The 25,406-nt window shown below is 61.7% G+C and carries 27 protein-coding genes; 14 read left to right on the top strand and 13 right to left on the bottom strand.

Going from position 1 to position 25,406, the window contains the following annotated elements; translation table 11 throughout:
• The first annotated feature begins 158 nt into the window (after positions 1–158).
• Positions 159–662, top strand: coding sequence for a YybH family protein (locus EK373_RS10070; protein ID WP_157994302.1), 504 nt, complete (start codon positions 159–161; stop codon positions 660–662).
• A gap of 18 nt (positions 663–680) precedes the next feature.
• On the opposite strand, the gene EK373_RS10065 is transcribed toward EK373_RS10070, so the two are convergent.
• Positions 681–2,453, bottom strand: coding sequence for a beta-N-acetylhexosaminidase (locus EK373_RS10065; RefSeq protein WP_232831060.1), 1,773 nt, complete (start codon positions 2,451–2,453; stop codon positions 681–683).
• Positions 2,454–2,613: 160 nt separating this feature from the next.
• On the opposite strand from EK373_RS10065, the gene EK373_RS10060 reads away from it, so the two are divergent.
• On the top strand, positions 2,614–4,593 hold the full coding sequence (locus EK373_RS10060) for an outer membrane protein assembly factor BamB family protein (protein WP_129642531.1): 1,980 nt from the start codon (positions 2,614–2,616) through the stop codon (positions 4,591–4,593).
• 5 nt (positions 4,594–4,598) lie between these two features.
• Here the strand turns inward: EK373_RS10060 and EK373_RS10055 are convergent, their stop codons facing one another.
• Entirely contained in the window at positions 4,599–5,204 is a 606-nt protein-coding gene (locus tag EK373_RS10055; RefSeq protein WP_198683196.1) for a phosphorylase family protein, read from the bottom strand.
• 84 nt (positions 5,205–5,288) lie between these two features.
• Here EK373_RS10055 and EK373_RS10050 point away from each other — a divergent pair, with 84 nt between their 5' ends.
• The 3 genes from EK373_RS10050 (at position 5,289) to EK373_RS10040 (ending at position 7,730) form a co-directional block, all read left to right on the top strand.
• Complete coding sequence (locus EK373_RS10050; protein ID WP_129642530.1) at positions 5,289–6,698, top strand: amino acid permease; 1,410 nt, start codon at positions 5,289–5,291, stop codon at positions 6,696–6,698.
• Positions 6,699–6,833: 135 nt separating this feature from the next.
• Entirely contained in the window at positions 6,834–7,148 is a 315-nt protein-coding gene (locus tag EK373_RS10045; RefSeq protein ID WP_129642529.1) for a hypothetical protein, read from the top strand.
• A gap of 165 nt (positions 7,149–7,313) precedes the next feature.
• Positions 7,314–7,730: a hypothetical protein gene (locus EK373_RS10040; protein ID WP_129642528.1), complete on the top strand. Its 417-nt coding sequence runs from the start codon at positions 7,314–7,316 to the stop codon at positions 7,728–7,730.
• Between the two features lie 187 nt (positions 7,731–7,917).
• On the opposite strand, the gene EK373_RS10035 is transcribed toward EK373_RS10040, so the two are convergent.
• Positions 7,918–8,205: a DUF6506 family protein gene (locus EK373_RS10035; protein WP_129642527.1), complete on the bottom strand. Its 288-nt coding sequence runs from the start codon at positions 8,203–8,205 to the stop codon at positions 7,918–7,920.
• A 97-nt stretch (positions 8,206–8,302) separates the two neighbouring features.
• On the opposite strand from EK373_RS10035, the gene EK373_RS10030 reads away from it, so the two are divergent.
• The 4 genes from EK373_RS10030 (at position 8,303) to EK373_RS33325 (ending at position 10,595) form a co-directional block, all read left to right on the top strand.
• Entirely contained in the window at positions 8,303–8,611 is a 309-nt protein-coding gene (locus tag EK373_RS10030) for a hypothetical protein (protein WP_129642526.1), read from the top strand.
• A 340-nt stretch (positions 8,612–8,951) separates the two neighbouring features.
• Entirely contained in the window at positions 8,952–9,413 is a 462-nt protein-coding gene (locus tag EK373_RS10025; protein WP_157994301.1) for a YcxB family protein, read from the top strand.
• A gap of 28 nt (positions 9,414–9,441) precedes the next feature.
• Positions 9,442–10,047 (top strand): metal-dependent hydrolase, encoded by a 606-nt coding sequence (locus tag EK373_RS10020; protein WP_129642524.1) that lies wholly within the window; start codon positions 9,442–9,444, stop codon positions 10,045–10,047.
• The gene (locus tag EK373_RS33325) at positions 10,044–10,595 is read left to right on the top strand and encodes a hypothetical protein (RefSeq protein WP_198683194.1); all 552 of its coding nucleotides are present in this window, start codon (positions 10,044–10,046) and stop codon (positions 10,593–10,595) included. The genes EK373_RS10020 and EK373_RS33325 overlap by 4 nt, the downstream gene beginning before the upstream one ends.
• A 9-nt stretch (positions 10,596–10,604) precedes the next feature.
• Here the strand turns inward: EK373_RS33325 and EK373_RS10010 are convergent, their stop codons facing one another.
• Positions 10,605–11,474, bottom strand: a complete 870-nt coding sequence (locus EK373_RS10010) for an alpha/beta hydrolase (protein WP_129642523.1) — start codon at positions 11,472–11,474, stop codon at positions 10,605–10,607.
• Positions 11,474–12,472, bottom strand: coding sequence for a hypothetical protein (locus tag EK373_RS10005; RefSeq protein WP_129642522.1), 999 nt, complete (start codon positions 12,470–12,472; stop codon positions 11,474–11,476). Before EK373_RS10005 ends, EK373_RS10010 begins: the two co-directional genes overlap by 1 nt.
• Before the next feature lie 214 nt (positions 12,473–12,686).
• Here EK373_RS10005 and EK373_RS10000 point away from each other — a divergent pair, with 214 nt between their 5' ends.
• Both EK373_RS10000 and EK373_RS09995 read left to right on the top strand, forming a co-directional pair.
• Positions 12,687–14,408 (top strand): redoxin domain-containing protein, encoded by a 1,722-nt coding sequence (locus tag EK373_RS10000; protein ID WP_129642521.1) that lies wholly within the window; start codon positions 12,687–12,689, stop codon positions 14,406–14,408.
• Between the two features lie 434 nt (positions 14,409–14,842).
• Positions 14,843–15,178 (top strand): CC_3452 family protein, encoded by a 336-nt coding sequence (locus EK373_RS09995; RefSeq protein WP_129642520.1) that lies wholly within the window; start codon positions 14,843–14,845, stop codon positions 15,176–15,178.
• A gap of 71 nt (positions 15,179–15,249) precedes the next feature.
• Here the strand turns inward: EK373_RS09995 and EK373_RS09990 are convergent, their stop codons facing one another.
• The 7 genes from EK373_RS09990 to EK373_RS09960 all read right to left on the bottom strand — a co-directional run bounded on the left by EK373_RS09990 (position 15,250) and on the right by EK373_RS09960 (position 22,180).
• Positions 15,250–15,573, bottom strand: coding sequence for a DUF2845 domain-containing protein (locus tag EK373_RS09990; protein ID WP_129642519.1), 324 nt, complete (start codon positions 15,571–15,573; stop codon positions 15,250–15,252).
• A gap of 18 nt (positions 15,574–15,591) precedes the next feature.
• On the bottom strand, positions 15,592–16,020 hold the full coding sequence (locus EK373_RS09985; RefSeq protein ID WP_129642518.1) for a hypothetical protein: 429 nt from the start codon (positions 16,018–16,020) through the stop codon (positions 15,592–15,594).
• Between the two features lie 77 nt (positions 16,021–16,097).
• Complete coding sequence (locus EK373_RS09980) at positions 16,098–18,095, bottom strand: amidohydrolase family protein (protein WP_129642517.1); 1,998 nt, start codon at positions 18,093–18,095, stop codon at positions 16,098–16,100.
• A gap of 345 nt (positions 18,096–18,440) precedes the next feature.
• A complete protein-coding gene (locus EK373_RS09975) occupies positions 18,441–20,516 on the bottom strand; it encodes a PQQ-dependent dehydrogenase, methanol/ethanol family (RefSeq protein ID WP_129642516.1) in 2,076 nt (691 codons plus the stop codon).
• A gap of 126 nt (positions 20,517–20,642) precedes the next feature.
• Positions 20,643–20,849, bottom strand: coding sequence for a hypothetical protein (locus EK373_RS09970; protein WP_129642515.1), 207 nt, complete (start codon positions 20,847–20,849; stop codon positions 20,643–20,645).
• A gap of 49 nt (positions 20,850–20,898) precedes the next feature.
• Positions 20,899–21,540: a hypothetical protein gene (locus tag EK373_RS09965; protein ID WP_129642514.1), complete on the bottom strand. Its 642-nt coding sequence runs from the start codon at positions 21,538–21,540 to the stop codon at positions 20,899–20,901.
• Positions 21,541–21,742: 202 nt separating this feature from the next.
• The gene (locus EK373_RS09960; protein WP_129642513.1) at positions 21,743–22,180 is read right to left on the bottom strand and encodes a hypothetical protein; all 438 of its coding nucleotides are present in this window, start codon (positions 22,178–22,180) and stop codon (positions 21,743–21,745) included.
• Positions 22,181–22,318: 138 nt separating this feature from the next.
• On the opposite strand from EK373_RS09960, the gene EK373_RS09955 reads away from it, so the two are divergent.
• Positions 22,319–23,143, top strand: coding sequence for a class I SAM-dependent methyltransferase (locus EK373_RS09955; RefSeq protein WP_198683193.1), 825 nt, complete (start codon positions 22,319–22,321; stop codon positions 23,141–23,143).
• Here the strand turns inward: EK373_RS09955 and EK373_RS09950 are convergent.
• Positions 23,140–23,607: a hypothetical protein gene (locus tag EK373_RS09950; RefSeq protein ID WP_129642512.1), complete on the bottom strand. Its 468-nt coding sequence runs from the start codon at positions 23,605–23,607 to the stop codon at positions 23,140–23,142. The genes EK373_RS09955 and EK373_RS09950 overlap by 4 nt on opposite strands.
• Positions 23,608–23,869: 262 nt before the next feature.
• Between EK373_RS09950 and EK373_RS09945 the strand changes: the two genes are divergently transcribed.
• On the top strand, positions 23,870–24,172 hold the full coding sequence (locus EK373_RS09945; RefSeq protein ID WP_129642511.1) for a hypothetical protein: 303 nt from the start codon (positions 23,870–23,872) through the stop codon (positions 24,170–24,172).
• A gap of 129 nt (positions 24,173–24,301) precedes the next feature.
• Positions 24,302–25,333 (top strand): hypothetical protein, encoded by a 1,032-nt coding sequence (locus EK373_RS09940; RefSeq protein ID WP_129642510.1) that lies wholly within the window; start codon positions 24,302–24,304, stop codon positions 25,331–25,333.
• Positions 25,334–25,406 lie beyond the last annotated feature (73 nt).

Below are 25,406 nucleotides of genomic sequence, written 5' to 3'. Positions count from 1 at the left end.
GACGGATCTTGCAGCCGCGTGATCGGGCCGCTATCGGATATCCGGTGGTGACGCTTGCCTCACGCGGGAATATTCTTTTGTTCGCGGGTGACATTGATGCACTCGCGGATGCGAGAGATCGCGTCATGGTGACAGAAGGAAGTGGGGGAAAGATGACCATGAACAGAGTAGCTAATTTCTCAGGGACGATGCTGACGCTCGGAGCTGTCGCAATCAGCGTCACGCTGGGGGGCTGCAGCACGCGCAGCGAATCGTTACCAAAATCCGTCGTCCAGTCGTTCGAGCAGGCGTTCAACGCGGACGATCTCGACGCCACCGTGGCGTTGTTCGATGACGATGCTCAGATCCTGCCGGAGCACGGCCCGATGATCTCCGGCCGCGAAGGCATCTCGGCGTTCCTGAAAGATCAGATGACGCCGGTGGTGTCGTTCAACACCGAAGCCGACATGAGCCTGATCCGCAACGACATCGCGATCGAGCAAGGTCATTATCGCGTGCGCGATGTGCGGCGTGGCTCGGATGTCGAGGAAGGCAAATACATGCACGTGTGGCGCAATCGCGGCCAGGGCTGGAAGCTCTATCGTGTGATGTACAACACCGACGTTGCGACGTCTACGGCCGTGTCTGTCGCGCAGGCGGCGGAGCAGGAGGGCACCGGCTGACCGGCGCCTGATGAATGACTACATCGGACCACCCGCGATGTCGGTATTGACGTCGATCGAGGTGGTCCGGGACAGCGGCTCACCGTTGTAGAACACCGCCGCCTTGATCACGGTCGCGCGCGGCACCTGGAACACATCTGTGTAGGCCGGCGACTTGGCAGTCGGCTCCGTACCATTGATGGTGTAACGAATCTCGCCGAGCGGCACCTGCTTGGCGAGCTCGACCGAGATGCGCCCGCCCGACTCGCCGCGCTTGAACGCCATCACGCGAAACGCCGCATCGCTGTAGCGGACGCCGAGACGCGAATAGCGCCCGAGCATCGCCACCATGCGCGGTTGAAAATCGGGCCAGCGCAACTCCGCTGACGGCGTCCAGCCGATTTCCGCCAACGCCGCCGCGCGAGGAAAGGTCATCTGCTCGATGACTTCTTCATTGCCATCGGTGCTGGTCCATACATTGGCCTGCACGCCGATCAGGCGGCTGCGATCCTGCGCCGACAATGCCGACGGCGCGGGATCGAAACGGTAGACGTCGCCCAGGCTGAGAATCTCGCCGGACTTGCCGCGATCGTTGGGCGCCGTGCTCTGCGGACGATCGAAGCTTAGCAGCGTCGCGGACGAGACAATCACTTCGTAGCCGGAAGCGACCGCGCCCAACGCACCGTCCAGGCCGCGCGCCGTCATGATTATCGAGTCCGCCGGCACGCCGCCGCCGAAGATGGCATCCCAGCCGACGATGCGACGCTTTTGTTTCTGCGTCAGCTCGCTGATGCGCTCGAAGAAGTATCGTTGCAGCCGGACTTCGTTGACGATGCCCAGCTCGCGCATGCGCGCCTGCACGCTGGTCGATTGTTTCCATTGATCCTTGGGCACGTCGCCGGCGCCGATGTGGATGTATTCAGCCGGAAACAGCGCGGCGAGGTGCGCGAACACGGCGTCGAAGAACGCAAATGTTTCCTCTTCGACGTTGTAGAGATTCATGCTGGCGCCCGGCGAGTCCGCCGCACGCAGCATCGGATACGCCGTGACAGCGGCGGTCGCATGTCCGGGCATTTCGAGGCCGGGCACGACCGTCACATTGCGAGCCGCAGCGTACTCCACTACCTCGCGCACATTCTCGGCCGTATACGAGCTCAGGCCGCCAGTCAGCTTGGGATATTTCGGAATCTGCAGGCGCCACGCCTGATCGCCGACCAGATGCCAATGCAGGACATTGAGCTTGTGGAGCGCCATGAAATCGATGTAGCGCTTGATGAACGCCACCGACTGGTACTGGCTCGCGGAATCCAGCAGCAGGCCGCGCCACCGCATGCGAGGCTGGTCGTCGACGCGGATGCCGGGAATACGAATCTCCTGCACGATGGTGGACTGCTGGGTGGCCAGCTGCCACAGCGTCATCGCACCGTTGAACAAGCCACGGGGATCCGCCGCCGAGATCAGGGCAGCCTTGGACGAAACGTCGAGCTGGTAGGCCTCCGGCCCCGCGCCGGGCGGACCACCGCCTAATGTGAAGACAACGGCTCGCTTCGCCCCCTCCCCGGCCGAACCCTGAACGATCGCGGGGCGCAAACCGCGCGTGCGCTCGATCAGCTCACCAAAGTAGTGCGCAACGTCGCGCGCCCGGGCATCGCTGTAGACGATCTGGGTCTGTGCATCGATCGTCAGCGAGCCGCCCCGAGGCTCAACGCTGGCCGGCCAGGGGATTAGCGATATATCGGCAGAGCGCTCCGCCCCCAGCGCGCCAGCAGCCAGGCAAAGGAGCAGCGAAACGGCAGCGACCAGACGGATCATCATTATTCTCCTCCCTCGCCAACGGCTCGAAGCGACCGGCGACTCGTTCGTCCGCCGTCCCTGATGCAGGAGGTATGCCCATCGCGGCTCCACACAATTCTTATGTGGCGGCCACGCCGGGGCGTGACTCTAATAGTGGCCGCAAGGGGGGATCAATAAGATGCTTGCCAAAGCCGCGATTCGGACCGTCGCACATTCAGCATGGACTGTAGTGATAGGGGCACTGACCCTGTCGTGCGGCCCAACCCAGGCGCAGGAAGGCACGAAGCCGCCGGTTGCTGCCGATTCCGCCGCCCTCGCCCGCGCGCAGGCGGCCATGGAAACGCCGCATCCTGGCAAGGCTGTCTACGAGCAAAGCTGCGCCGCCTGCCACAATCATCCGGAAGCCACGCGCGCCCCGGCGCTGGATGCGCTCAAGGCGATGCGCTACCAGACCATTCTGTATGCCTTGAATGAAGGCAAGATGAAGGTCCAGGCGTCGGCGCTGAGCGGGACGCAGAAGGCCGCGGTGATCGATTATCTGGTCGGCCGCGAAGCCACCTCGGATGAATGGCTCACCACAGCGATGTGTTCGCCCGCGCGCCGCAAGGTCAATCTCGATGCGCCGGCGACGGTGACCGGCTTCGGCTTCGATCCCAGGAATCATCGGCGCCTGACCGCCGCCCAGGCCGGGCTGCGCACCACCGACATGCGCAACCTCGAGCTGGCCTGGGCAATGGGCATCCCCAAGGCCACGCAGATGCGCTCGCAACCGGCCGTCGTCGGCACGACCTTGTTCCTGCCCGTCGCCGACGCGCAGCGCGCGGTCGCCATCGATATCTCGGGACCGCCTTGCGTGCAATGGGTTTACTCGCACGAAACACCACTGCGAACCGGCGCCGCCTTCGGCCAGCTGCCGAACGGCCGCAAAGTCGTCGTGTTCAGCGACCTGGCGTCGAAGGTGCACATGCTCGATGCCGCGACCGGGCAACTGTTGTGGCTGCAGGCAGTCGGCTTGTATCCGTTATCGCTGACCACCGGCACGCCGGCCATTCACGGCGATCGCGTCTACGTGCCGATTTCACAATATGAGATCTCGCTCGGCGGCAACGACAATCACGAATGTTGTCGCACGCACGGCGCGGTGACTGCACTCGATGCGATGACGGGCAAACAAATCTGGACCGCGCACACGATGGAAGAAGCGAAGCCCGTGCGCGATCGCGGCGACGGCAAGATGATCTACGGTCCGTCGGGCGCGCCGATCTGGACCTCGCCCGCGATCGACGCCAAACGCGGTGTTCTCTACGTCGGCACGGGCGAAGCAACTTCTGAGCCTGCGGCACCGACGACGGACGCGATCCTCGCGATCGATCTGAAAGACGGCCGGATCCGCTGGTCCTTCCAGGCCACCGAGAACGACATCTTCCTCACTGGTTGCGCGCGCAATCGCAATGGATTGAATTGCCCGAAGAGCTCCGTTCATCGTGACGTGGACTTCGGCGCTTCCGTGATCGTCGCGCAACGTGCCGACGGCTCCGACGTGATTCTCGCGGGCCAGAAGTCAGGCACGGTGTGGGCACTCGATCCGGATCGAGATGGCAAGCTGGTGTGGCGCCAGGATTTCGGTGAAGGCTCGCCGCTCGGCGGCATCCACTGGGGCATTGCCTATGACGGCACGCGCGTGTTTGCTCCGATCAATCGGCCGTATGCCTCCGCCGCAAAAGCGGATGGCTCGCAGAAGCCGGGTCTGAACGCAGTGCGCGTGGACACCGGTGCAGTTGAGTGGACCTATACAGCAACGCCCGATTGCTCAGGCAAGCGCGCCGAGTTGGTGAAAGCCTGCGCGACCAACATTGGTTTCTCCGGCGCGCCCACTGTGATCGATGGCGCAGTCGTCAGCGGCAGCCTCGATGGTTTCCTGCACGCGTTCGACGCGAAGACCGGCGAGTTGCTCTACAAGTTCGATACCGCGCGCAGCTTCGATACATTCAACGGCGTGACTGCAAGCGGCGGCGCGATCGACAACGCGACGATCGTCGCGGCCAACGGCATGCTGTTCGTGAGCTCGGGCTATGGCTTGTTCGGGCAGATGCCCGGCAATGTGCTGCTCGCGTTCAAGCCGAAGGCGAAGCAGGCGCCAGCGACAACATCGCCCTGACCGAATCAGTCGCCGAAGAAACGTCGATACAACATCAGGAACTGATCCGCCGCGAGCTTGAGATTGGTTTTCCAATCCTGGCCCGAGGCGTGATCGGCGCCGTCGGTCACATACTTCACCGCAGTGAATGCGACGCGCTCGAGCAGGCACACCTTGGCGAGCGCGTAGCCTTCCATGTCCATGACATCGCATTCCATCGCGATCTCGCTCATGACGAACGAGTCGCCGCTGCCGCACGCGCCGCCCGGCAGCTCAGGAAACAGCCGCGGAAATTCCAGGCGGGGCGGAATATCTTCGTACGGCGTGACTCCGAGCGGCACACCGAGGCCGGTCACATCCATGTCACGCTGAACAAAGGCGTGACACTCCAGAATGGTCCCGGTGCGATGACGGCGGCTGCCCACCGTGCCGAAGTTGATCACTTGCGGCATGGGCACGCCGGCGCGCACGTATTCGGACAGCCGTCGCGTCAGGCTATATGTCGCGTTGACTTTGCCTATACCGGTATACAAGACCGGGATGCGGGCGCGCTCGAACACGCCCTGGCTTTCCAGCGGCAGTGCCATCACGATCAACGGATCCGAATAGTCCTGGTTGTGTACTGAAGCCATAGCGGCCGGATCATAGCAGCAGCCCGCGTGCTGCCGTGTGGGCTGTGCCATTACAATGCCGTGACAGAAACAACGGGGAGCACCATGTCCTTCTGGAACCGCCGCAAGAGTCTCGAGTCCGTCAGCGCCCGGCAGACGCACAGCGCGCTGCGGCCCACGCTCGGCTGGCTGCATTTGATGAGCTTAGGGATCGGCGGCATCGTCGGCACCGGCATCTATACGCTGATCGGCGTCGGGGCGGGGCTCGCTGGCCCTGCGGTCATCGTCTCGTTCGTCGTCGCCGGCCTGGTCTGCGCCTGCGCGGCGCTGGCGTACACCGAGATGTCGACGATGATGCCCATGGCCGGCAGCGCCTACACCTACAGCTATGTGGCGCTCGGCGAGTTGCCGGCGTGGTTCGTGGGCTGGACGTTGATCCTCGAATACACGGTGGTGTGCAGTGTCGTCGCGGTCGGCTGGTCCGGTTACGCCGGCGGCTTCATCCACGCATTGGGCATTGGCATTCCGGACGCCTTGCTCGCCGGCCCCGCCGCGGGCGGCGTGATCAACTTGCCCGCGATCGTGATCGCCCTGGCGGTTGCCGGACTGCTGGCGGTCGGCTCGCGTGAGAGTGCGACGGTCAATCTGGTTCTCGTGTTCGTGAAGCTGGTCGCGCTCGCGACGTTCGTTGCGCTGGCGATCCCCGCGTTCGATGCCGGCAACTTCGAGCCGTTCGCTCCGCACGGCTTCGGCGCGACGGAAATCGATGGCGCCAAGTACGGCATGATGGGCGCCGCGGCGGTGATCTTCTTTGCGTTCTATGGCTTCGACGCGGTGTCGACTGCGGCCGAAGAAGCAAAGGATCCGGGCCGCGATCTAAAGATCGGCATCATCGGCTCCATGGTCGCCTGCACGATCATCTACATGGTCGTCGCCGCCGCCGCGATCGGTGGCTCACGCACCGAAGCGCTGGCAGCCAGCGGCGAGCCGCTCGCAATGGTGTTACGCAATCTGGATCACCCCGTCGCGGCCAAATTCATCGGCCTCGCAGCGATCGTCGCATTACCCACGGTGATCATGGCGTTCATGTACGGCCAGTCGCGCATCTTCTTCGTAATGGCCCGCGATGGGCTGCTGCCTCAGCGCCTGAGCGTCGTCAATGAGAAGTCGGGCACACCGGCGCTGATGACGATGGTCACGGGCGTGATCGTCGCAATTATCGCCGGCTTCCTGCCCCTGCAGCGAATCGCCGAAGTCGCCAATGCGGGCACGCTGGTGGCCTTCATCGCAGTGGCCGTGTGCTTGCTCGTGCTGAGAAACAAAGCACCGAACGCGCCCCGACCGTTTCGCACGCCGGCGGCGACCGTCGTTGCCTGGGCCGCGATTGTCGGCTGTGCGTATTTGTTCGTGAGCCTGCCCGGAGTGACCAAATTGACGTTCGTGATCTGGAACGCCATCGGGATCGTCGTTTACTTCGTGTATGCGAGGTATCAGAGCGCGCTGGCGCGGGCCTAGGGATAGTGGACGTCCATGAGAACAAGAACGGCGAGTCTAGCGGCAGCACTCTGCGCTCTTTATGGATGCGCCTCGACACCCCTGCCTGAACCCGCTTTTCTCGAGGTTTATACGGGCACTATCGATGGGGCAGCTATGAAGCTGGAACTGCTTCGAGAGCTCCCCAGGGAGCCGAAAGCTGGTTGGTTGAACACGGTCGAGCAAGCATCCGCCGATGGCAGGTTTGGCGCAACGAGCCGCAAACCTGTCAAGTTCAAACTCGAACCAACCTTCATCGCATTTCAAGCGCACCAAGACGGACAATTTCCCGGCGCCAAGTACTACTGGCGCGACGGTTCTCTCGTTGTTTGCATGTTGAGGCTCAGCCCCGGCCGCATCAACGGCTCCGACAGCGTCGTGCTGGGTGGCGACTATAGCCAGTGTGCAGCTATGTCAAAGGCTTCGCAGTAGCAGAGCTCTATGCACTCGCAGATGTTCTAGTTGTGCGCTTCTGTTCGTGCGCGCGTCCAACGACTGGTACCGGAAAGCTCAGCGTTAGGAGAGCACAAGAACGTGGGTCGAAAGGCTATTCAAGACTTCGCAAATACTCTCTGCCGAATGCTCGTCGGATGGCGAATGGCAGAAGATCTTGAAATTCTCGCCGACCTTCCGGACGGCACTCTGAGCATCGATGCCTTGTCCGGCTCAGCAAGCCACAGCGTGAACGGCCTCATCAACCTTCATATCGCAGGTGAGCTCCAAACGTGGCTTCAGCAACGGCTTTCGGAGTCGAGGATTGAGCCGTCAATCATCGTTCAAGCAAAAGTCACTGCCGCTGTCCGCACCGATCGCATAGCCACCAACCGAAAGCGAATCGTGTCCTTTGACTTCACCGTCGACTCAGTCATTTCCACGACGGACCGCGAATACCGCGGCAAGCTCTGCGAAGTGCATCAGTGGCACTCGAGAGCGCCCTCTAGCATTCCGCTGCCTTGCGGCCAGCCAGCACAGGCGCCTGACCCGGGCGTTCTCATTCCTGATGCCAACCCATAGTCCGCATGCCCCACAAAACAATGCTACTTGGACTCCCTGACGGGCCTCCGGGATCGTCGGCTGCGCGTATTTGTTTGTCAGCCCGAGCCCGCAAGGCGTAACCAAATTGACCTTCCTGCTCTGGAACGCCATCGGCATCGTCGCTCCAGCTGGAGTGTGCCCGCCCTAGTCGGCGTGTCGGGCACGTTCACGTTTGCACTCCAAAAAGGCGCTGCAAACCAGCGCTGGCATCCACGCCATAGAACACCGCGCCGACTGGGACGCGCCCCGCTACTGCAGACGCAACCGACGCAAGACCCGCACCGCCGAACCCACCACAGAGTTCGATGAGTTCCACCCCTTCCGCGACCAATTGCTTAGCCACACCGGCTGCATCATCGATGGCCGGCACGCCGACACACACGAGCGTTCCGATCCTGTCGATGCGCTGAGCATCGCTGGGATCATCCAGGGTATAAATGAAGCCCCATTTCATCTGGTTCTCCTCTCTATACAGCCAAGCCCCACGCCGGCGGGTTGGACAACATCACTCGGCCCGTCAATATATAGTGGTTATGAGTAAGGAAAGTCGAATGAGCCCAGAGGACGCCGAGCAACTCAACGTTCTGCTGTTGCAAATCCAAGCGAAGCTAAACCAGAGCGTCGGCTTCATTCGAGATCACGATTCGACCAAAAGCTTTGAGAGTTATCAGCGAGTCGTCGCCGAGATCATGGCAACGGTACAGCTCGATATTCAGGAACGTCTTTGGCGTGACTACCCGCAGTTGCGGCCTGAATTTCTGACGGGCCCTATCGGATCGATCCCAAGATCTATGGGCCGCCGTTCTACGAGCCGGGCGATGCGAAGGATGCATAATGAGCCGGATTGTGGCAAGAATTGACCCCGACTTTCCGGCAATCCAGCGCAAGACGGCGCGCTACGAACGAAAGCTTGAGCAAGCACTCAATCTTGCACGGAAGCGTGATCGGCGGTGCGGCGAAGTCCTGAAGAGGTATATCGGTCATTGCTTTCGAGTGCGCCGTTTCAAGGTGGGCGCTATGAAATCTTCTCCGAGAAAGTACTCGACGAAGCGGTTCGCGATAGACGCCGGCTTTGCTTCCTAGACCCGCGATGGCAACGAGATGAAATTGAACTACTCACTTTCCAAGGAACAGCTCCACGCATTCTCCAAGGTTTCGTGCCAACGCTTGGCGGTAAGCCGCGGTGCAAGAGCGCTCCTCATGTCGCTGAATATTCTCGCATGGGCTGCCATTGCATTCGGAACGGCAGCTCTCGTCGGCATATACCAAGAGGCGCCTCGATTTGCGTCCGAGTTGAACTCACTCGTCATTCCATGGGGCCTGGCCGTGGTAGCGCTAGTCACCTCGTTGGTGTATCGGCAACGCCTCCAATTTAATTCCGTATTCGCAGACGATAGCTGGCCCCGCGTGTATCAATCGGTGTCCGCTGGCCCTGGTGGCATTGAGATCACAGCATCGGGGGTATACACCCGTTACGAGTGGCGTCGCTTTGTCGAGGCACTCGAAGATGCCGCGGCGATCTACCTCTTCTTGGATGCAGCCCACGCGGTGATAGTCCCCAAAGCCGCTTTTGCGTCGCCTGACGAAATGGAAATTTTCTTGTCTTGGGCGAAGGACTCTAACAAACTTGCCGGACCGGACGCGGGAGGACCGGGCGCGTGAGCAATAGCGTTACCTCGTCAGAGTCGCTATGGCATCCCTAATCACTCATCCCGTTGTGCCGCTCGCTGTGGCCGCCGCCGTGGGGCGCGGAGTCATCTCGGTGCCGTTGCTCATCCTCGGTATCGCTTTCTCGATGTTTCCTGACTTAGACGGCGTCACGTTCCGCCTGGGCATTCCTTACGCCTCACCTTTCGGGCACCGCGGGTTTTCGCACTCCATCGCGGTCGCCTTGCTTCTGGCCTCGATAACCGTGCCGCTCTCCAGAGCGCTCAAGGCGGCGCCGCTCGCTGTGTTCTGCTTTCTGGCAATAGCCATGGTGTCTCATGGCGTACTCGACGCCTTCACCAATGGCGGCCACGGGGTCGCCTTCCTGTGGCCGTTCAGCACCGAACGCATCTTCTTCGATTTCCGCCCCATCGAAGCGTCACCGGTCAGCCTGCGTCGCTTCATGTCAGCGCGTGGCCTGCAAGTATTGGAGTCCGAGTTGATTTGGGTTTGGATGCCGGCGCTTGCGTTGGCCGCAGTTGGTTGGTGCCTTCGAAGGCTCCTGCGAGCTCGCGCTGCGCGCCCGACGCTTACGAAAGCGAGGCACCTTTGCCCGCAGCTCAAGCTGTTTGTTAGGCTGAAGAGATGAAGAAGGACGGTAACATCGACTACAGCGGCTACAGTCTTCCGCAGCTCAATGAAGCACTCTCATTGATAAATCGGAACAAGTATCCCCTCAACCACGAGAGGCTCCTGGGAGAGATCGCTGCGCGCTCGAAGTCGCGGTCATCACAGCCTGGCCCGGAGCAAGCAATCGCAACGACGCCAGATTCGGTCACACCGCCGAGCACGGATCCCACATCGGCGCTGGCGCACAAGCCAAACTCCGTTCCCTTGATCACGAGAGCAATCAATATCCTGGCGTCGTTCGGCCTTCTGGCCTATGGCGCCTACGGCGTATACATAAACGATTTATATCTTCCAGCCAAAAAAGGGCCGGGCGTACATCTGCACGATAGCGCTGCGCTGGTAATGTTCGCTGCGCTGATATGTGCGTGCTTGAACATGATGTCAGTGGTCCTTGATCACCACGACAAGCGGAATAACGAGCACGAGTATCGGGCGTTTGCCATGGGACTGAAGTATTTGGGGTGGTTGCTCTTCGCCGGCTCTCTGCTGATGCACATACCCGAGTGAGATCAACGTCTATTCCGCCGACGCCGGCTTCGCCGAGTAACGAAACACGTACTTCATCGCGTCGCCGAGCGTGCTGCCCCACACTCCCCAGTTGTGCGCGCCGTCGACGATACGCAATTCCGCCGGTTGCTGATTCGCTCTGAGCAGCGAATACAACTTCGTGGCGTCTGCTTCAATCATGAACTCATCGTCGTCGCCGGAGTTGATGTACATCGGCACCGGGATCTTCTTCGCCAGGTAGCTCTGCCACAGCGACGGATAGTTCAAGCTCTTCCACACCTGCTCATCGAACGCGGGCTCTCCGAAGACCCCTACCCGCCGTGCGCTCGACTTCGGCGGCGGCTGTGGATCGTAAACCGCCGGCGACAACAGCGCGGCGGCCGCGAACATCTCTGGGTGTTTCAGGACGAAACGCAGCGACCCGTAGCCGCCCATCGACAGGCCGCCGATCAGCCGGCCCTGTCTCGATCGCAACACCCGCAGATTCTTTTCCACCTCGGGAAACAGATCGCGAATCACCGCAGTTTCCATCTTCTCCTTGCGATCGACGAACCACGTCACGCCGGCATCGGGCATTACGATTACCGCCGGCGGCATGTCGCCGCTTGCGATCAAGCCATCGGCAACGGCCTGAACCTTGCCCTTATCGACCCAGTCGTGACCGGAGCCACCGTTGCCGTGCAGGAGATACAGCACGGGATAGCGCAGCCGCGAGGTCTCGTATCCCGACGGCAAGTAAACCTCGTACTTCCACTCCCGGCCGAGGGCGTTCGATTTGAACTCGCGAGTGACAACGTCGCTCGCGAATGCCGCTGAGGCAAGCAGCAGTGCGCACACCGCCAGTAACAGGGATCGCCACACTCGATGGAGTTGATGCATTACTTCGCCGCCGCAGCCTTCTCTTCTTCGCGCGCCCCGGACAAGATTCCCGGCAACGCGTAGTTGCCCTCGTGGCAAGCATACTCGTAGATGTTGCCGTTCGCCGGGGCGAACGGCAGCTCACCGGTGATGCGCTCGGTGAAGGTCGCCGGATCGTCGATCGTGAAGCGATACACGATCTTGTCGTCCGCCACTCGCGTAAATCTTTCCGTTATCACCGCCTGCTCCGATGAGCCTCGGAAGCTCTGCTCCTGGCGAAAGTTGCGCGTCTCGACCACGAGCGTGTCGCCTTCCCAGCGCCCCACCGAATCGCCCATCCACTTCCGCACCGAGCTCGGCACGTGCTTGTCATCGATGCGGATGATACGCGCGTCGTGAACCATCTCGACCAGGATCATCACGTAGCCCGGCGACTGCACGATCTGGTAGTAGCTGTTGTACATGACCGGCAGCATCGGCGGTCCCGATGCGTAACCGAACGACAGCAAACATCGCTCACCGAGCGCCCGCCCCTCCGGCCCGTCATTGGAACGGCCGATCTTCGTCGCGGTCATCCGCTGCTGCGCAGCTTCGGTGAGCGGCGGCACACGGCCGTTGAGCGGCTCGATGATCATCGAGGTTCGATACTCTCCGTCGATCTGCGCCACGCTCATGCCGCGATCGGTCCAGAACAAGTTGTAATTGCCAACCGGCGGCAGCGACGCAGCCGCTTCGATCTTCTTGTCAGGATCGCTTGGCTGGGCGTCGGCCTCGACCGCCGCGATCGCTGCTTTGCTGATTGCCGCCGCCTCTGCATCGGTAAATGCACGGCGTGTCCCAAGCTCCACCGCACGCTCCATCGGTGTCGCCGTTTGATTGGTCCAGACACCTTGCAGATCCGGCGTGCCGTCCGCGAGCCGCGGCGCCTGATAGCGACGGCTGGCGCCGTCCGCCGAGTGCGCCGTCATGGCTGCCACTGCAAGCGCAATGGCAAGTCCGATCGGCAGTCCCTTGTTCATCCCCCACCTCGTCGATTTGTGACGTGGAACGCAGCTGTCGCTGAATTGTATCGATACGTCAACACGACCCCGTCGCAGGACACGCACAAGAATTATCAAGAAGGCGTCGCCCGCGACGAATTGACCCCGCTCGCGCGTGGACAGCGCGCACATCCCAACGCACACTAACTGAGCCCAATTCACTTTGTCGGCCAATCGGTTAAACGGAATTCACATGCGCAACCTTCATCGTGCCGGGATCCTGCTGGCGTCGTTCTTGCTGAGCCCGCACGTGCTGGCCGCAGCCGGCGTCGCGGACAATTTTCGCCTGACGGATCATCGGGGCGTCTCCCACGAGCTCTACTATCTTTCTGACATGAAAGCCGTGGTGCTGCTCGCACAAGGCAACGGCTGCGACGCGTCCCGCCAGGCAGTCACCGCCGTGCAGGCCCTGCAAGGCAAATACGAAGCGCAGGGCGTGACATTCCTGGCGATCAATTCGAATTTGAGCGATTCGCTGCAAGCGGTCGCCAAAGAAGCGACCCAGGCCGGCATCAAGCTGCCCATCATGCTGGATGGCGCGCAGCTGGTCGGCGAATCGCTGAACCTGAGCAGCAACGGCGAAGTACTGGTTCTGAATACGAAGGGCTGGAAGATCGCTTATCGCGGCGATGCCGGCGGTGTCGCTGGCGCGCTCGACGCGGTGATGGCCGGCAAGCCCGTGCCCGCCGCCACTGCCGCCAAGGGCTGCACGATCAAGATGCCCGAGCGCGACAAGCGCAGCGCGCACGCCAATATCTCCTACGAAAAGGAAGTCGCGCCGATCCTCATGGACAAGTGCGTCGTGTGTCATCGCCAGGGGGGCATCGGCCCATGGCAGATGACCAACTACGACATGATCCGCGGCTTCTCGCCGATGATTCGCGAAGTCGTACGCACGCAGCGCATGCCGCCATGGCACGCCGATCCGCACTACGGCGTGTTCAGCAACGATCGCGGCCTGAGCCCGGCGCAGGCGAAGACACTGGTCCACTGGATCGAAGCCGGCTCGCCGCGCGGCGCGGGTGCAGATCCGTTGTTGTCGCAGAAGAAGGATTGGCCGAAGTGGGAACTGGGCGAGCCGGACCTGGTGATCGAGCTGCCGCCGTTCACGACGCCGGCGACAGGCACGATCCCCTATCAGAACATCAAGCTCGACAACCCGCTCGATCATGACGTTTGGGTGCGGGCCGTCGACTTCCTGCCAGGTCAGCGAGCGGTGCTTCATCACATCATCGCGTCGGCGGGCGGCGAGGTTCGCGGCAACATCAGCTTGAACAACTACGTCCCGGGCGCGCAGCCGCTGCAAGTACCGAAGGACAATGGCATTCTCCTGCCGGCGAAGGCGAAGCTGCACTTCCAGGTGCACTACACGCCGAATGGCCAGGTGCTCACGGACGTGACCCGCATGGGTTTGTACTTCATGAAGGCTCCGCCGAAGTACAACTTCCGCAGCATGATCTTCGTCAACGCCAAGCTGAAGATCCCGCCGAACACCAAGTATCACGTGGAGAAGGCCGAGCGTAAGTTCGATCAGGATGCGGTCATCTTCAGCCTGCACCCGCACGCGCACTTCCGCGGCAAGTCATCGAGCTTCGTTGCGCACTACCCGGACGGGCGTGAAGAGACGCTGATCAACATTCCGACCTACGACTTCAACTGGCAGTCGACCTACGATCTCGCGAAGCCCCTGACGGTCCCGGCCGGCACCCGCATCGTCTACACACAAGTGTTCGACAACTCGGTGCAGAACAAAGCGAACCCGGACCCGAACCGCGAAGTCACCTGGGGTGAGCAGACCTGGGAAGAGATGGTGTTTGGCGTGATCCGCTATCGCAACGTCAAAGAAGACCATACGCAGCCGAAGAGCGCGGAGCCGAACCAGGCCGAGCTGTTCAGCGACATGCCCAAGACCTGATCGCTGCAAGCGAGCCGGAGGCAATCTCCGGCTCGCCTCCCTCGCCGATAGATTTCGTTACACTCGCCAACGTTTCTTTGCAGTCGTAACGAGCAGCGTCGAATCTCTGACGCACTCCTCGCCTTGTCGCCGATCCGCGAATTTTGCGCACGGCTTGTAACTGCAACTTGCAGAGCTAATCTTTCTTTCATCATTCTTCACAAACGCGGCGAATCCGTGCATCATGTGCGTGCGGTTCGAGAAAAACAGCCACTAAAACGCCGCTTCCCTACAGCAAAGAAACATTTAGCGCGCGCGTACGCATCACAAAACGCGCAGCTCATTCCTGAGCGCGAGGCATTTCACTCGTGCTGAAAAACGCATTGGCTCGTCTTCCTGCGCTGCATACAGTGCGCCCCGTTCAAACGTATCCGTTGCACCAAGGAGATTTGACGATGCGTATGTTGGCGATGGCGAGTGCGATTGCGGTCTGCACTCTGGCGACGAGCAACCTGGTTTCGGCGGCGGCCCCTTCGTACCTCGCCCAGGCGACGCTCGCTACGCCGGTGTCGGCTGCGACCGAAACCGAAATCTCCGGCGTGACGTGGCGCTGTGAAGGCGACAAGTGCGAGGGCAAGGGCGACCGTCGTGGCAGCCTGGACTCGTACATGAAGGAATGCCGCAAAGTGGCGGAAACGCTGGGCAAGCTCACGTCCTACGCGAGCCGCGGCCGCGACATGAGTGCGCGCGACGTGCAGAGCTGCAACAAGCTGGCCGGCAAGGCCGAGTGATCGTTCGATCGGCGTGAGTTTCGCGCGGCCGGGCAACGCAGCCCGGCCGCACTTCGGAACAAGAACGACGCCTAGCTGTCAGCGCGCGTCAGGCTGACGATCTTGCCATCCATGATGACCACGAGCATCGGCAAAGATCGGGATGAGTTCCGGTAGATCCAGCGCTCTGTCACCGTCTGCGCTCCCGTCTTCACACGCCCGCCGTTGACGGTGGTCATGAAGACGTCGTCCTTGGTGACTTCCCGGCTTTGCGGCTCGCCGCACTTGCTGAGCAACTCGCCCACGGTCACGGATTCGCTGACGACCCATTTGCCACAGCGCATGGAATCGGCGCTGGCAGCCACAGGTGCCGCCAGCGCCGTCAGACAGATCAGGCTGTATAGACGGTTACCCAATCGATATTTGATCCCGGATCAATCGTCGCTCGCATACCGATCCCGATCGTCGTCGCGCGAGCGCATCTCGCGCTCCACGTCCAGGTAGGCCTCAGTGACTGGCCGAAACTCCTGTTCCGCTTCCCGGCTCTGCGAACGCTCCACTTCATCTCTCATCGCATGATAGCGCTTTGACACGTCGCTGAAAGCTTCTCGCATATCTTCTTTCGAAGAACTGCGGTCCTCCACGGTGCGACGGAACTCACGCGCCTCTTCCGCCAGCTCCCTGGCATCGCGCTGGAATCCCGAACGCGCATCATCATCCTGAGCCTCGTCGTGAAGAGCATTCGCGTTGCGCTCCAGTCGACTCGCCGAACTGCTCAAGCTGCCGCCGGTGGTGGCGCAGCCGCCGAGCGCCATCAATCCCACCGTCGCGGCTATCAACAGATTGTTCCTCAATGTCGTCATTGCCAACTCCCGCCCCTCGCTCGGGCACCAATGTGAGTTAGCTGAGAAACGGACTTGACACCGGGCCGGTTCCGCCCTCAACGCGGCAGCACGCCGATGCTGCGATAGAGCGCGTCCACTTCGTAAACTTTGCCGTCTTTTACGACCAGGTCGGTGTTTCTGATATCGCTGATCCGGCGCGCCGGGTCGCCGTCGACCAGGATCATGTCCGCAATTTTTCCAGGCGCGATCGCGCCCAGGTCCGCCTCGCGCTCGAGCACTTTCGCGGCGTTCAATGTCGCGATACGCAATGTCTCCGGCGCCGAAATGCCTGCCTGCACATACAACTCCAATTCACGGTGCAAGGTGAAACCCGGCAGGTCGTCAGTGCCCGCAACCAGCGTAATCCCCGAGTCATAGAGCAGCTTGATCATTCGTAACAACGCGTCGGCCGAGTCGCGATACTGCTGCTCGCTGCCTTTCGGAATCGGCAAGCCCCCCGTGAGCAGCGAGCGGCGGATCTGCGGCGGCAACCGGCCTGCGATCGGCGCATAGCCGGGGCCGACGGTGCCGGGCTGGCGGGTCATCATCGTGTTGAACACGGTCACGGTGGGATCGAGCACGACGTGCTTGTCCTTCATCAATTGCACGAAGGAGCGCACTTCGGAGGAGTTGAGATCCAACTTCGACCCACGCTGCGCCACCGATGTGAAACGTGCGGGCGTACGCGTGTCCTGCACTTCATCGAAGAAGAAGTTCAGGAAAACGAAGTTGATGTGCTGCATCTCATCCGCGCCCGCTTCGATGAACTGGCGCGCGGTCATGTACGCCGGCACATGACCGCCGACGCGCAGCCCTTTGTCGTGCGCTAGCTTGGCGATGACGGGCACCAGCTCCGGCTTGACCGAGCTGTAGATCTTCACGCCTTGATAGCCGAGCTTGGCGTAGTTATCGACTGCCTCGCGCGCCTTCGCTTCGTTGTCGACGAGCACCTTCGTCGGACCGGCAAACGGACCGGGACCTTCGATGATGCCGGACATGAAGATGCGCGGGCCGAGCTCCTCGCCCGCATCGAAGCGACGTTTGAAACCGAGCAGTGCATCGGGATCGTTGGCCATGTCGCGCACCATCGTCACACCAGCCGCAAGGTGCTGCACGCCCTCGTGCTCACCGAGATGCACGTGCATATCCGCCAGGCCCGGCAAGAGCGCACGCCCGCGCGCATCGATCCGTTCGGCCCCAGCGGGAATCGCGACTTTGCCGTCTGCGCCGACCGCCTTGATGCGATTGCCTTCGACCAGAACAGTCGAGCCCGGAATGGACTTACCGGTCTGCGAGTCGAACAGATTGGCGTTGACGATCGCGAGCGGCCCCTTCGGCATCCTCGTCAGCGCACGCGCGCTCTCCTGCATGCGCACGTTGGCGCGCTTGTCCTGCAACTCCATGAGTTCTGAGACGCTCGATTCCCAACCCTCGAGGATGAAGGAGGACCAACTACTCACAGCTGCGAAGAACGCACCGTTCTCATCGAGCCAGATCGTTTCCGGTGCGAAGCCAAGACCGGAGATTTCGTAACTCATGACTCGGCGCGTGCCGGAGGCGGACTTCAACGTCACCTCATCGCCGCGCTGCGCAGTCGCCTGCCCTTCAGGCAGTAGCGCCAACTTCTGCCCTTCGGCTTTCAATAGCGCGTTGGCGAGCAGCGCCCCTTCTTCGGGGACGCTTTGCAAGCTGACATAGAACGCCGGCGCCGTGAGTTTCTTCTCGCCGCTCTCTGCATCGTTCTTCCAACGCGCGACACCCTGTTCGAGCGTGAACGTCTCCTTCACCGGCACCTTCAGATAGTCGTTGCCACTGGCCTGCACAGAGACCGGCAAGCCTGCTTCGTTGACCTTGATCCGACTGACGATCTTTGGCCCACGACCGCGGTCGGTGAACTCGTATGAGACTTCACGCGTGCCGTCGGCAGCGACGTTCGTTATTTGTATACCGGCCTTGTTGCCACCGAGGATTACGGTGTGCCGGGTTTCGGCAGCGAGCGCGGGCAAGGAGATGAGAGTGGCAAGGAGAGCAACCAACGCCATTGAGCGGGTCATGTCGAGGCTTCCGTGACGGTTTGGAAGGGGCGGAGTCTGCCAAGCGGATCTCTTGCCGCCAAGGCACTCAGGAGGTTTAGCACGGGAAGAGGAGGAAAGTTACAGCCCGAAAGCTACGACTCTCCTCCTACGCCAGCCGCTCAGTCGCGCCATCGCCAGCGACAGGGCGGGGTATCTCTTCCCGGCAGCTTTGCGGCACAGGGATGGGGCCGCAACAGCAGGGCTCATCATGGACGTGCGGCAAGGAGCGGAATGCGCGACGGCCGGCGCCCGGTGCCGGGAAGAGATACCCCGCCCTGGCGATGCGAGCACCAACGCCTCTTCTCTTAGAAGTCTTAAGAAGGCTTAGAGCGCAACCGCCAACGACACCAGATAAGCCCGGATCTCCTCCGCCTGAGCCGGCGTTAGCGTCGAGCCAAACCCCACCATCCCCTTACTCGCACGCACCCCATCAATCACGATCGACTTGAACGTGTCGCGAGAAACGATGGCGGTCGAGTAACGCAAGTCCGGGATCGCCGTCTCACTACGCGCATTCATTCCGTGGCACACGGAGCAAACGTTGTCGTACGTACGCTGCCCCGATGCAACATCGCCTTCCGCGTTCGCCCTGCGCACATCCGGCGGCTTGCGCACGTTGTTGGAGATCAACGCCGGCAATTCCGCCTTGCCACCCATCTTGAACGTCACAACACGACCATATTGGCTACGAGGCTGCGACGCGCCAAGAACACCAGCAACCGCCACACCGCCGATGCCCGCCAACGCCGTCACATATTGCTCGCCATCCAGTTCGAACGTCACCGGGCCGCCGAGGATCGCGTTCTGCACATCCTGCGACCACAAGCGCGCGCCCGAATCGGCGGCGTACGCGTTGAACATGCCGTCGACCGAACCCTGAAACACCAGCTTGCCACCGGTCGTGAGCAAGCCACCGTTGCCCGCACGCGGATAATTCACTCGCCACACTTCACGCTGAGCCACGGGATCCCACGCGAGCAACATCGCTCCGCCTTTGCCCTTAGCTGCGTCGGCAACCGTCTTCGCATTCGCGGGGTCGCGCGAGATCTGAATTCCCGTATTCCAAGTGCGATCGCGGAACTGAAACCCGTCGTCGTGTTTGTAATAGCTCGACGCTTCCAACGCCGGGATATACGCCAGCTGCGTCTGCGGGCTGAAAGACATCGGATACCAGTTGTGCGCACCGAGCGGCCCTGGGGACACCATCGCCGGCTCTCGCAGATAGCGCGCCTCGGGCACCATGCCGGGCCGGCCGGTCTTCGGATCGAGCCCCGTCGTCCAGGTCACGTGCACATAGTTCTTGGCGTGAATGAACTCGCCCGTGGCGCGATCGATCACATAAAAGAAGCCGTTCTTCGGCGCCTGCATCAGCACCTTGCGGGCTTTGCCATCGATCGTGAGATCGGCCAGGATGATGTGCTGAGTCGCGGTGAAGTCCCACGACTCCGCCGGCGTCGTCTGGAAATGCCACACGTACTCGCCAGTCGACGGGCGCAACGCCACGATCGAAGACAAATACAGATTGTCACCTTCGCCCTTGGAGCGGATCTGATGATTCCAAGGGCTGCCGTTGCCGACGCCGATATAGAGAAGATCGAGCTGCGGGTCGTAGGCCATCGAATCCCACACGGTGCCGCCGCCACCGTACTTCCACCACTCGCCGTGCCAGGTCTTCGCAGCCCGCTCGAGCGCCGGGCTTTCGAAGCCATCTTTGGGATTGCCCGGCACGGTATAGAAACGCCACGCCATCTTGCCGTCGTTCGCATCGTAGGCAGAGACATAGCCGCGCACGCCCATCTCACCACCACCATTGCCGATGATGACTTTGCCCGCGATCACGCGGGGCGCGCCGGTGATGGTGTAGCGCTTGGTGGGATCGGTCGTCTGGACGGACCACGCGAGTTTGCCGGTCGCGCGATCGAGCGCGATCAAACGTCCGTCGAGCGTGCCGACGAACACACGATCTCCCCATGCAGCAACACCGCGATTGACGACGTCGCAGCAGGCATCGATGGCCTTGGCGCCGTCGACTTTGGGATCGAAGCGCCACAGCTCGCGACCGGTGCGCGCATCGAGTGCAAACACCTTGCTCCACGACGATGTGACATACATGACGCCGTCGATCACCAGCGGCGTCGCTTCCTGGCCGCGCGTGGTGTCGAAATCGTAGAACCAGGCGAGCTTCAGCTCGTTGACGTTGCCCTGGTGAATCTTCGCCAGCGGACTGAAGCGCTGTTCGTCGTAAGTGCGGCCGTGCGTGAGCCAGTCAGCGTTGTTGCCAGGAGCAGCGAGCAGGCGGGCGGCATCGACGTCGGCGGCGCCGGCCCAAGTCGAATGAGCAAGGACCGCGAGAATCGCGCCCTGCAAAACAAGCTGTACCGCGCAACGGAATGGCCGCATCGAATCCCCCAGTAGTTGTCCGCGCCTTGGCCGGCGCGGTTGGGGGAATCTTATACGTGCGGCCCCGGCGGATGCTCCTCAGAAACGACGAGGAGACTTATAAGAAACGTCAGCGCCCGGTGCTGCTCAGCGCAGCGACTGGCGCGCGATGTTGAGCGCCGCCTCGAGGATCTCCTCCATGCGGTCGGCCTTGTTATAGGAGGGCAGGTACACCCACATCTTCACTACGTCGAGCGACGGCTCGGCAGGCGTGTCCTTCTGCGACTGCGCGCCGACTTCGACCGACAGCGCCCCACTGCGCAGGAAACTGATCGACATCACTTCCAGCTTCATTGCCAACTCCATGCCACGTTATCGTTGATTCTATCGACGGCGCCGGCGCTCAGAACTGGGCCTCGAAGCTGAAGCCCATGAAGTTCACGCCGCCGCCGGTCTCACTGAACAGCCCGAACACGCTGGAGCGGTGCCACACCAGGAAGCCCACCGACGCCTCTTCGATGGCACCGCCGAACAAGCCGTGCAGCGGCTCGAACTGGCGCAGCGGCAGGTCGATGGTCCACTCCAGATAATTCATCAACTTTTCCGACTCGGCGCCATCCTTCTTGGCGAAGTCCCGGACCTCGCTCATCGGAATGCGCGACACGTAGCTGAGTCCCTCACCCAGCCCGAGCCGAACCTGCTTGTCGGTCCACGGCAGCTCCCAGCGATAGTGCGCCTTGATGAACGCCGTAAGGCCGTAGCCGTTCTCCTGGTAGCCCTGCTCATCGAACCACTGCACGCCGACGTTCGCGGTCATCTCCAACGGCAACGTAAACAGCGTGTCGCTGTACTGGTAGCCATAGGTGGCGCCGATCAGGTAGTTCGACTCCGGCGACTCCTGGTAGTCGCCGATCACCACCGTCGCCAGATCGGTCTCGGACGACTTGTTCCAGTGCACGCGCAGACTCTTCTCGCCCTCGGCGTGAGCCAGCGGGCTCAGCAGGGCGGCAGTCAGTGCAATGGCGGCGAATGAGCGGCGATACACGTTAGGTTTCCCTCGGTTGGCGCTAGGCAAATGGCGAAAGACGAGACCGGGAATGACCGGCCGGATCTTAACTACTGACACTCTCAGGCGCTGTACGATGAAACCTTAAGCGACAGTAGTTTGGCGCGGACAGGCGAGCACGAATGTGACGTGGTCGCCATTCAGGCCGTCAGGCTTACAAAAGTTACGTATCCGGATACATTCAGGTCGCAGGCGAGCGCGGTCCGGTCCGCTCGATGTGCGCAAACTCCTTCAAGGCGCGCACCAGCTCGGCCGCCCTCACCGCCTCGCGCCGTGAGCGCGCACAGATCGTTGGCACTTCGCGCTCCAGGAACTCCAGATCGCAAGCGGATTCCATCTCGCGTAAATCCGCGAGCTGGGCAGCGGCCGGTGTGTGCGTGCTCCGAAGCGAGCTGAGCGCATCCCGGTATCCATGGAACAGCTGGCTGAGATCCTCGAAGGCGTCGCTCAGAAACTGAACACCATCGCCGACGTTCTGTAGCGGCCGATCCAGCAGATCGAGACTGCGTTCCAGCCGGGTGCGCGCCGCAATCTCCTCGGCCAACTGCTCTCGCAACTGCTCGATGAGACGCTGCGCGTCCGGCAGAGATGCCAGGTCTTCCGGGGCTGGGGTGAACACCGACGACGCCATAGGTACAGATTCGCTCTTGGCGGCCGCCTGGATAATCAGGCGTTCGATTATTAGCGGGCCGACGAATGTGTAATGGTTCCGTTGCCCGCGAGCTGAGCCTTTGCGGGCGCCATCGACGGGCTCATCATGGCCGGCATGAGCAAGCATCGCAATCCGCAAGCCGAGCAGATGGCGGACGAATCGATGGTCCGCAACCTGCGTGCACAGGCCGAAGCGATCTGGCCGCAGGAACAATCATTACTGGCGCGTTACCACGAGCCGTCACACATTGCTGACATCGGCTGCGGCAGCGGGGAAATCACCAGCCGCCTGGCCGCCCGCTATCCGCAGGCGCAGATCGTCGGTGTAGATATTTTGGAAAGCTCCGCAGCTCATGCGCGCCGAGTGCACGCGGCGCTCGCCCCCCGGGTCCGCTTCGAACAGGGCGACGCGTTCGAGTTGCGGTTCGGCAGCGGTCAGTTCGATCTGGTCGTGTGCCGGCACATGACTCAAGCCGTGCCCGAGCCGGAGAAAGTCATTCGCGAATTGAATCGCATTTGCAGTCCGGGCGGCTGGGTGCACGTACTGAGCGAGGACTACGGCATGCTTCATATGCCGGCCGGGGCGGTGGATCCGGATCGGCTGTGGCACGAGGGCGTCGTCGAATATACGCGCCGGACTCACACCGACGCCCGCATCGGCCGCCGCACCTGGGCGATCATGAACGACCTGGGCTTGCAGGAGTTGCACGTCGACTACGTGGTCGTCGACACGGTGCGCGTGCCCCGCGAGACGTTCGCCACCATCATCCAGGCGTGGCGCGACGGATACACCGAGGTCCTTGCTGAACATAGCAAGCTGACCCTCGAGGAGGTGCGTGCGCTGTTCGATCAGGCGATCGACGCGATTCTGGATCCGCGTCAGTACGCGGTGTGGCACATCCCTGTCATCAGCGGCCGCAAGCCCGCCTAACGCTGCCAACCGTAATCCAGCTCGAATCTCAGGCCGAGCACGTAGGAATCATCGAGCGTTACATCCGTGCCTTGGACTCGTTCTGCCGGCGTCGACTGTGACAATGCCGTCGGCGGCTCATCGCGATAAGTCAGCTGCCAGGCGTAGCGATGGCGGAAGCCAGGGAGCTCGACGCTGCGCTGCCCGTCGCGGGCATCGTAATCGGCAGCATATTCGGCCACGGTCGGGGTCGCATCGACCGCTTCGCCTTCGACGATGGAAACTTTGTAGGAGGGATAGAGGCTGCGCAGAGCCTTGACGACAAACGAGGTGGCGGCATCGACCGCCGCTGTCACATCGACGCGGCCGGTGGGTGTTTTTTGTGACGTCCGCTCGCAGTCTTCGCACGCCCGGGCGAGCGGACTGGCCATGAGTGCGACAAGAAAAAAGGCCGCCACTTGCGCGGCGGCCGAAAAGCGGTCCATCTCTCACCACTCCCACTCGAATGGCTTTATCTAACGACGCCATGCCGAGGCCGCTCAAGCGCCGGACCGTGCATCCGACATCAGGCATTCCCTGATGCGCCCGACAGTGATTGCGGAGAATCGCGCTCGTCATTGTGTTGACAACGCAAACTGGCGATGGACAATCGGGCCGAGGCTGCTGCGGTTATTTTCGAGTTTTAGGGCTGAACTTCTTTCAACGGAGAGTCGAATCAGCAAAAGCAGCCGGTAGAAGGTAAGCAGGATGGCACAGCACACCCCGGGACCCTGGATCGTCAGTCTCGATCCACGTTATCCCAGCGAGCCGTGTATCGACGCGGTCATCGACGGTGTCGTCTGGCATATCGCGCTGTGCCACAACGCCGCGGGCCCCGACGATGGCAGTGCCGAAGCCAATGCCCGCCTGATCGCCGCCGCGCCTGAATTGCTTGCGACGGTGAAGGACGCGTTGCCGCTGTTACGCGCCGACCAATCACGATATGAGGCCGCGCTTGCCGTGCTCGCGAAAATCGACGATTCGCTGCCGCAAAGCTCAGAAAATCACTAAGACTGACCGCGGCGCAGAACCCGACCTTCGAAGCTGAAGAACGGTCAACGTTGGCCGTCTCGCGCACGGCTTCTGCAATACTCCCCGCTCACGGCGATCGTTTCGATCATCAAGGAAAGGCGGGACGCGATGAAACCGGGCAACGCTGCGTATTCGATTCACCTGGGTGCGGCAATTTGCATGACACTGGCGTCGGCCGCAGCCCTGGCAGGCAATTACAAAGCGCCTCGCACGACGGACGGCCACCCCGATCTGCAAGGCATCTGGACCAACGCCACGCTCACGCCGGTCGAACGTCCCAAGGCGCTGGGCAATAAACTGGTGCTGAGCGAACCCGAGGCGCTGCAGATGGAAAAGCGCATGCAGGACTTCGCCGCCGAGTCCGACCGCCCCAGCGACCTCAACAAGGAACTGCCGAAGGGCAGCGTCGGCGGTTACAACGTGTTCTGGTTCGATCCCGCCAACAAGGTCGCGAATGTCAAAGGCGAGCGGCGCAGCTCGCTGATCGTTTATCCCGAGGATGGCCAGGTGCCGGCGCTATCGGAACCCGGTCAGCAGCGGCTCGCCGCACGCACGGCGCGTGCCGCCCAAGGCGCATTCGACGGCCCGGAGCAACGCGCAGTCGGCGAACGCTGCCTGTTGGGTTTTGGCAGCAACTCGGGACCGCCGATGCTGCCGGTAATGTACAACAGCAACTATCAGATCGTGCAATCCGCCGACGCCGTGCTGATTCACGTCGAGATGGTCCACGATGCGCGCATCATCAGGCTCGGCGGCACCCATCCGCCGGATCACGTCCGAAAATGGATGGGCGACTCCATTGGCCGCTGGCAAGGCGACACGCTGGTCGTGGAGACGACCAACTTCAATCCGGCTCAGCCGATTCAGATCGGCCAGGGCGCGAGCTATCGCCTTATTCCCGTGTCACCGAAGCTCAAGGTGACCGAGCGCTTCACGCGCACCGAAAAGCAGACCATCCATTACGAATTCACGGTCGAGGATCCGGACACGTTCAGCACGCCGTGGCGTGGCGAGATTCCGTTCCACTACACCGACCAGCCCATCTACGAGTACGCCTGTCACGAAGGCAACTATGCGCTACCCGGCATCCTTGCCGGTGCGCGTGAAGAAGAAAAAGCCGCAGCTAACTCCAAGGAATAAAGCAAGCAGCGAATTGTAACCATTCATCGGCGCTTCAGAGTTAGAAACAACACCGATAGGCAAACGTCGCTCC

This window comes from Peristeroidobacter agariperforans (genome assembly GCF_004138335.1).
In the GTDB taxonomy this organism is placed as follows: domain Bacteria; phylum Pseudomonadota; class Gammaproteobacteria; order Steroidobacterales; family Steroidobacteraceae; genus Steroidobacter; species Steroidobacter agariperforans.
This window is presented reverse-complemented; position numbering and strand designations above follow the sequence as displayed.

Excerpts from the sequence above, each read along its gene's own strand:
- EK373_RS10070 (WP_157994302.1), top strand. The coding sequence starts at position 159 with ATGAACAGAGTAGCTAATTTCTCAGGGACGATGCTGACGCTCGGAGCT.
- EK373_RS10065 (WP_232831060.1), bottom strand. The coding sequence starts at position 2,453 with ATGATCCGTCTGGTCGCTGCCGTTTCGCTGCTCCTTTGCCTGGCTGCT.
- EK373_RS10060 (WP_129642531.1), top strand. The coding sequence starts at position 2,614 with ATGCTTGCCAAAGCCGCGATTCGGACCGTCGCACATTCAGCATGGACT.
- EK373_RS10055 (WP_198683196.1), bottom strand. The coding sequence starts at position 5,204 with ATGGCTTCAGTACACAACCAGGACTATTCGGATCCGTTGATCGTGATG.
- EK373_RS10050 (WP_129642530.1), top strand. The coding sequence starts at position 5,289 with ATGTCCTTCTGGAACCGCCGCAAGAGTCTCGAGTCCGTCAGCGCCCGG.
- EK373_RS10045 (WP_129642529.1), top strand. The coding sequence starts at position 6,834 with ATGAAGCTGGAACTGCTTCGAGAGCTCCCCAGGGAGCCGAAAGCTGGT.
- EK373_RS10040 (WP_129642528.1), top strand. The coding sequence starts at position 7,314 with ATGGCAGAAGATCTTGAAATTCTCGCCGACCTTCCGGACGGCACTCTG.
- EK373_RS10035 (WP_129642527.1), bottom strand. The coding sequence starts at position 8,205 with ATGAAATGGGGCTTCATTTATACCCTGGATGATCCCAGCGATGCTCAG.
- EK373_RS10030 (WP_129642526.1), top strand. The coding sequence starts at position 8,303 with ATGAGCCCAGAGGACGCCGAGCAACTCAACGTTCTGCTGTTGCAAATC.
- EK373_RS10025 (WP_157994301.1), top strand. The coding sequence starts at position 8,952 with ATGTCGCTGAATATTCTCGCATGGGCTGCCATTGCATTCGGAACGGCA.
- EK373_RS10020 (WP_129642524.1), top strand. The coding sequence starts at position 9,442 with ATGGCATCCCTAATCACTCATCCCGTTGTGCCGCTCGCTGTGGCCGCC.
- EK373_RS33325 (WP_198683194.1), top strand. The coding sequence starts at position 10,044 with ATGAAGAAGGACGGTAACATCGACTACAGCGGCTACAGTCTTCCGCAG.
- EK373_RS10010 (WP_129642523.1), bottom strand. The coding sequence starts at position 11,474 with ATGCATCAACTCCATCGAGTGTGGCGATCCCTGTTACTGGCGGTGTGC.
- EK373_RS10005 (WP_129642522.1), bottom strand. The coding sequence starts at position 12,472 with ATGAACAAGGGACTGCCGATCGGACTTGCCATTGCGCTTGCAGTGGCA.
- EK373_RS10000 (WP_129642521.1), top strand. The coding sequence starts at position 12,687 with ATGCGCAACCTTCATCGTGCCGGGATCCTGCTGGCGTCGTTCTTGCTG.
- EK373_RS09995 (WP_129642520.1), top strand. The coding sequence starts at position 14,843 with ATGCGTATGTTGGCGATGGCGAGTGCGATTGCGGTCTGCACTCTGGCG.
- EK373_RS09985 (WP_129642518.1), bottom strand. The coding sequence starts at position 16,020 with ATGACGACATTGAGGAACAATCTGTTGATAGCCGCGACGGTGGGATTG.
- EK373_RS09980 (WP_129642517.1), bottom strand. The coding sequence starts at position 18,095 with ATGACCCGCTCAATGGCGTTGGTTGCTCTCCTTGCCACTCTCATCTCC.
- EK373_RS09975 (WP_129642516.1), bottom strand. The coding sequence starts at position 20,516 with ATGCGGCCATTCCGTTGCGCGGTACAGCTTGTTTTGCAGGGCGCGATT.
- EK373_RS09970 (WP_129642515.1), bottom strand. The coding sequence starts at position 20,849 with ATGAAGCTGGAAGTGATGTCGATCAGTTTCCTGCGCAGTGGGGCGCTG.
- EK373_RS09955 (WP_198683193.1), top strand. The coding sequence starts at position 22,319 with ATGGCCGGCATGAGCAAGCATCGCAATCCGCAAGCCGAGCAGATGGCG.
- EK373_RS09950 (WP_129642512.1), bottom strand. The coding sequence starts at position 23,607 with ATGGACCGCTTTTCGGCCGCCGCGCAAGTGGCGGCCTTTTTTCTTGTC.
- EK373_RS09945 (WP_129642511.1), top strand. The coding sequence starts at position 23,870 with ATGGCACAGCACACCCCGGGACCCTGGATCGTCAGTCTCGATCCACGT.
- EK373_RS09940 (WP_129642510.1), top strand. The coding sequence starts at position 24,302 with ATGAAACCGGGCAACGCTGCGTATTCGATTCACCTGGGTGCGGCAATT.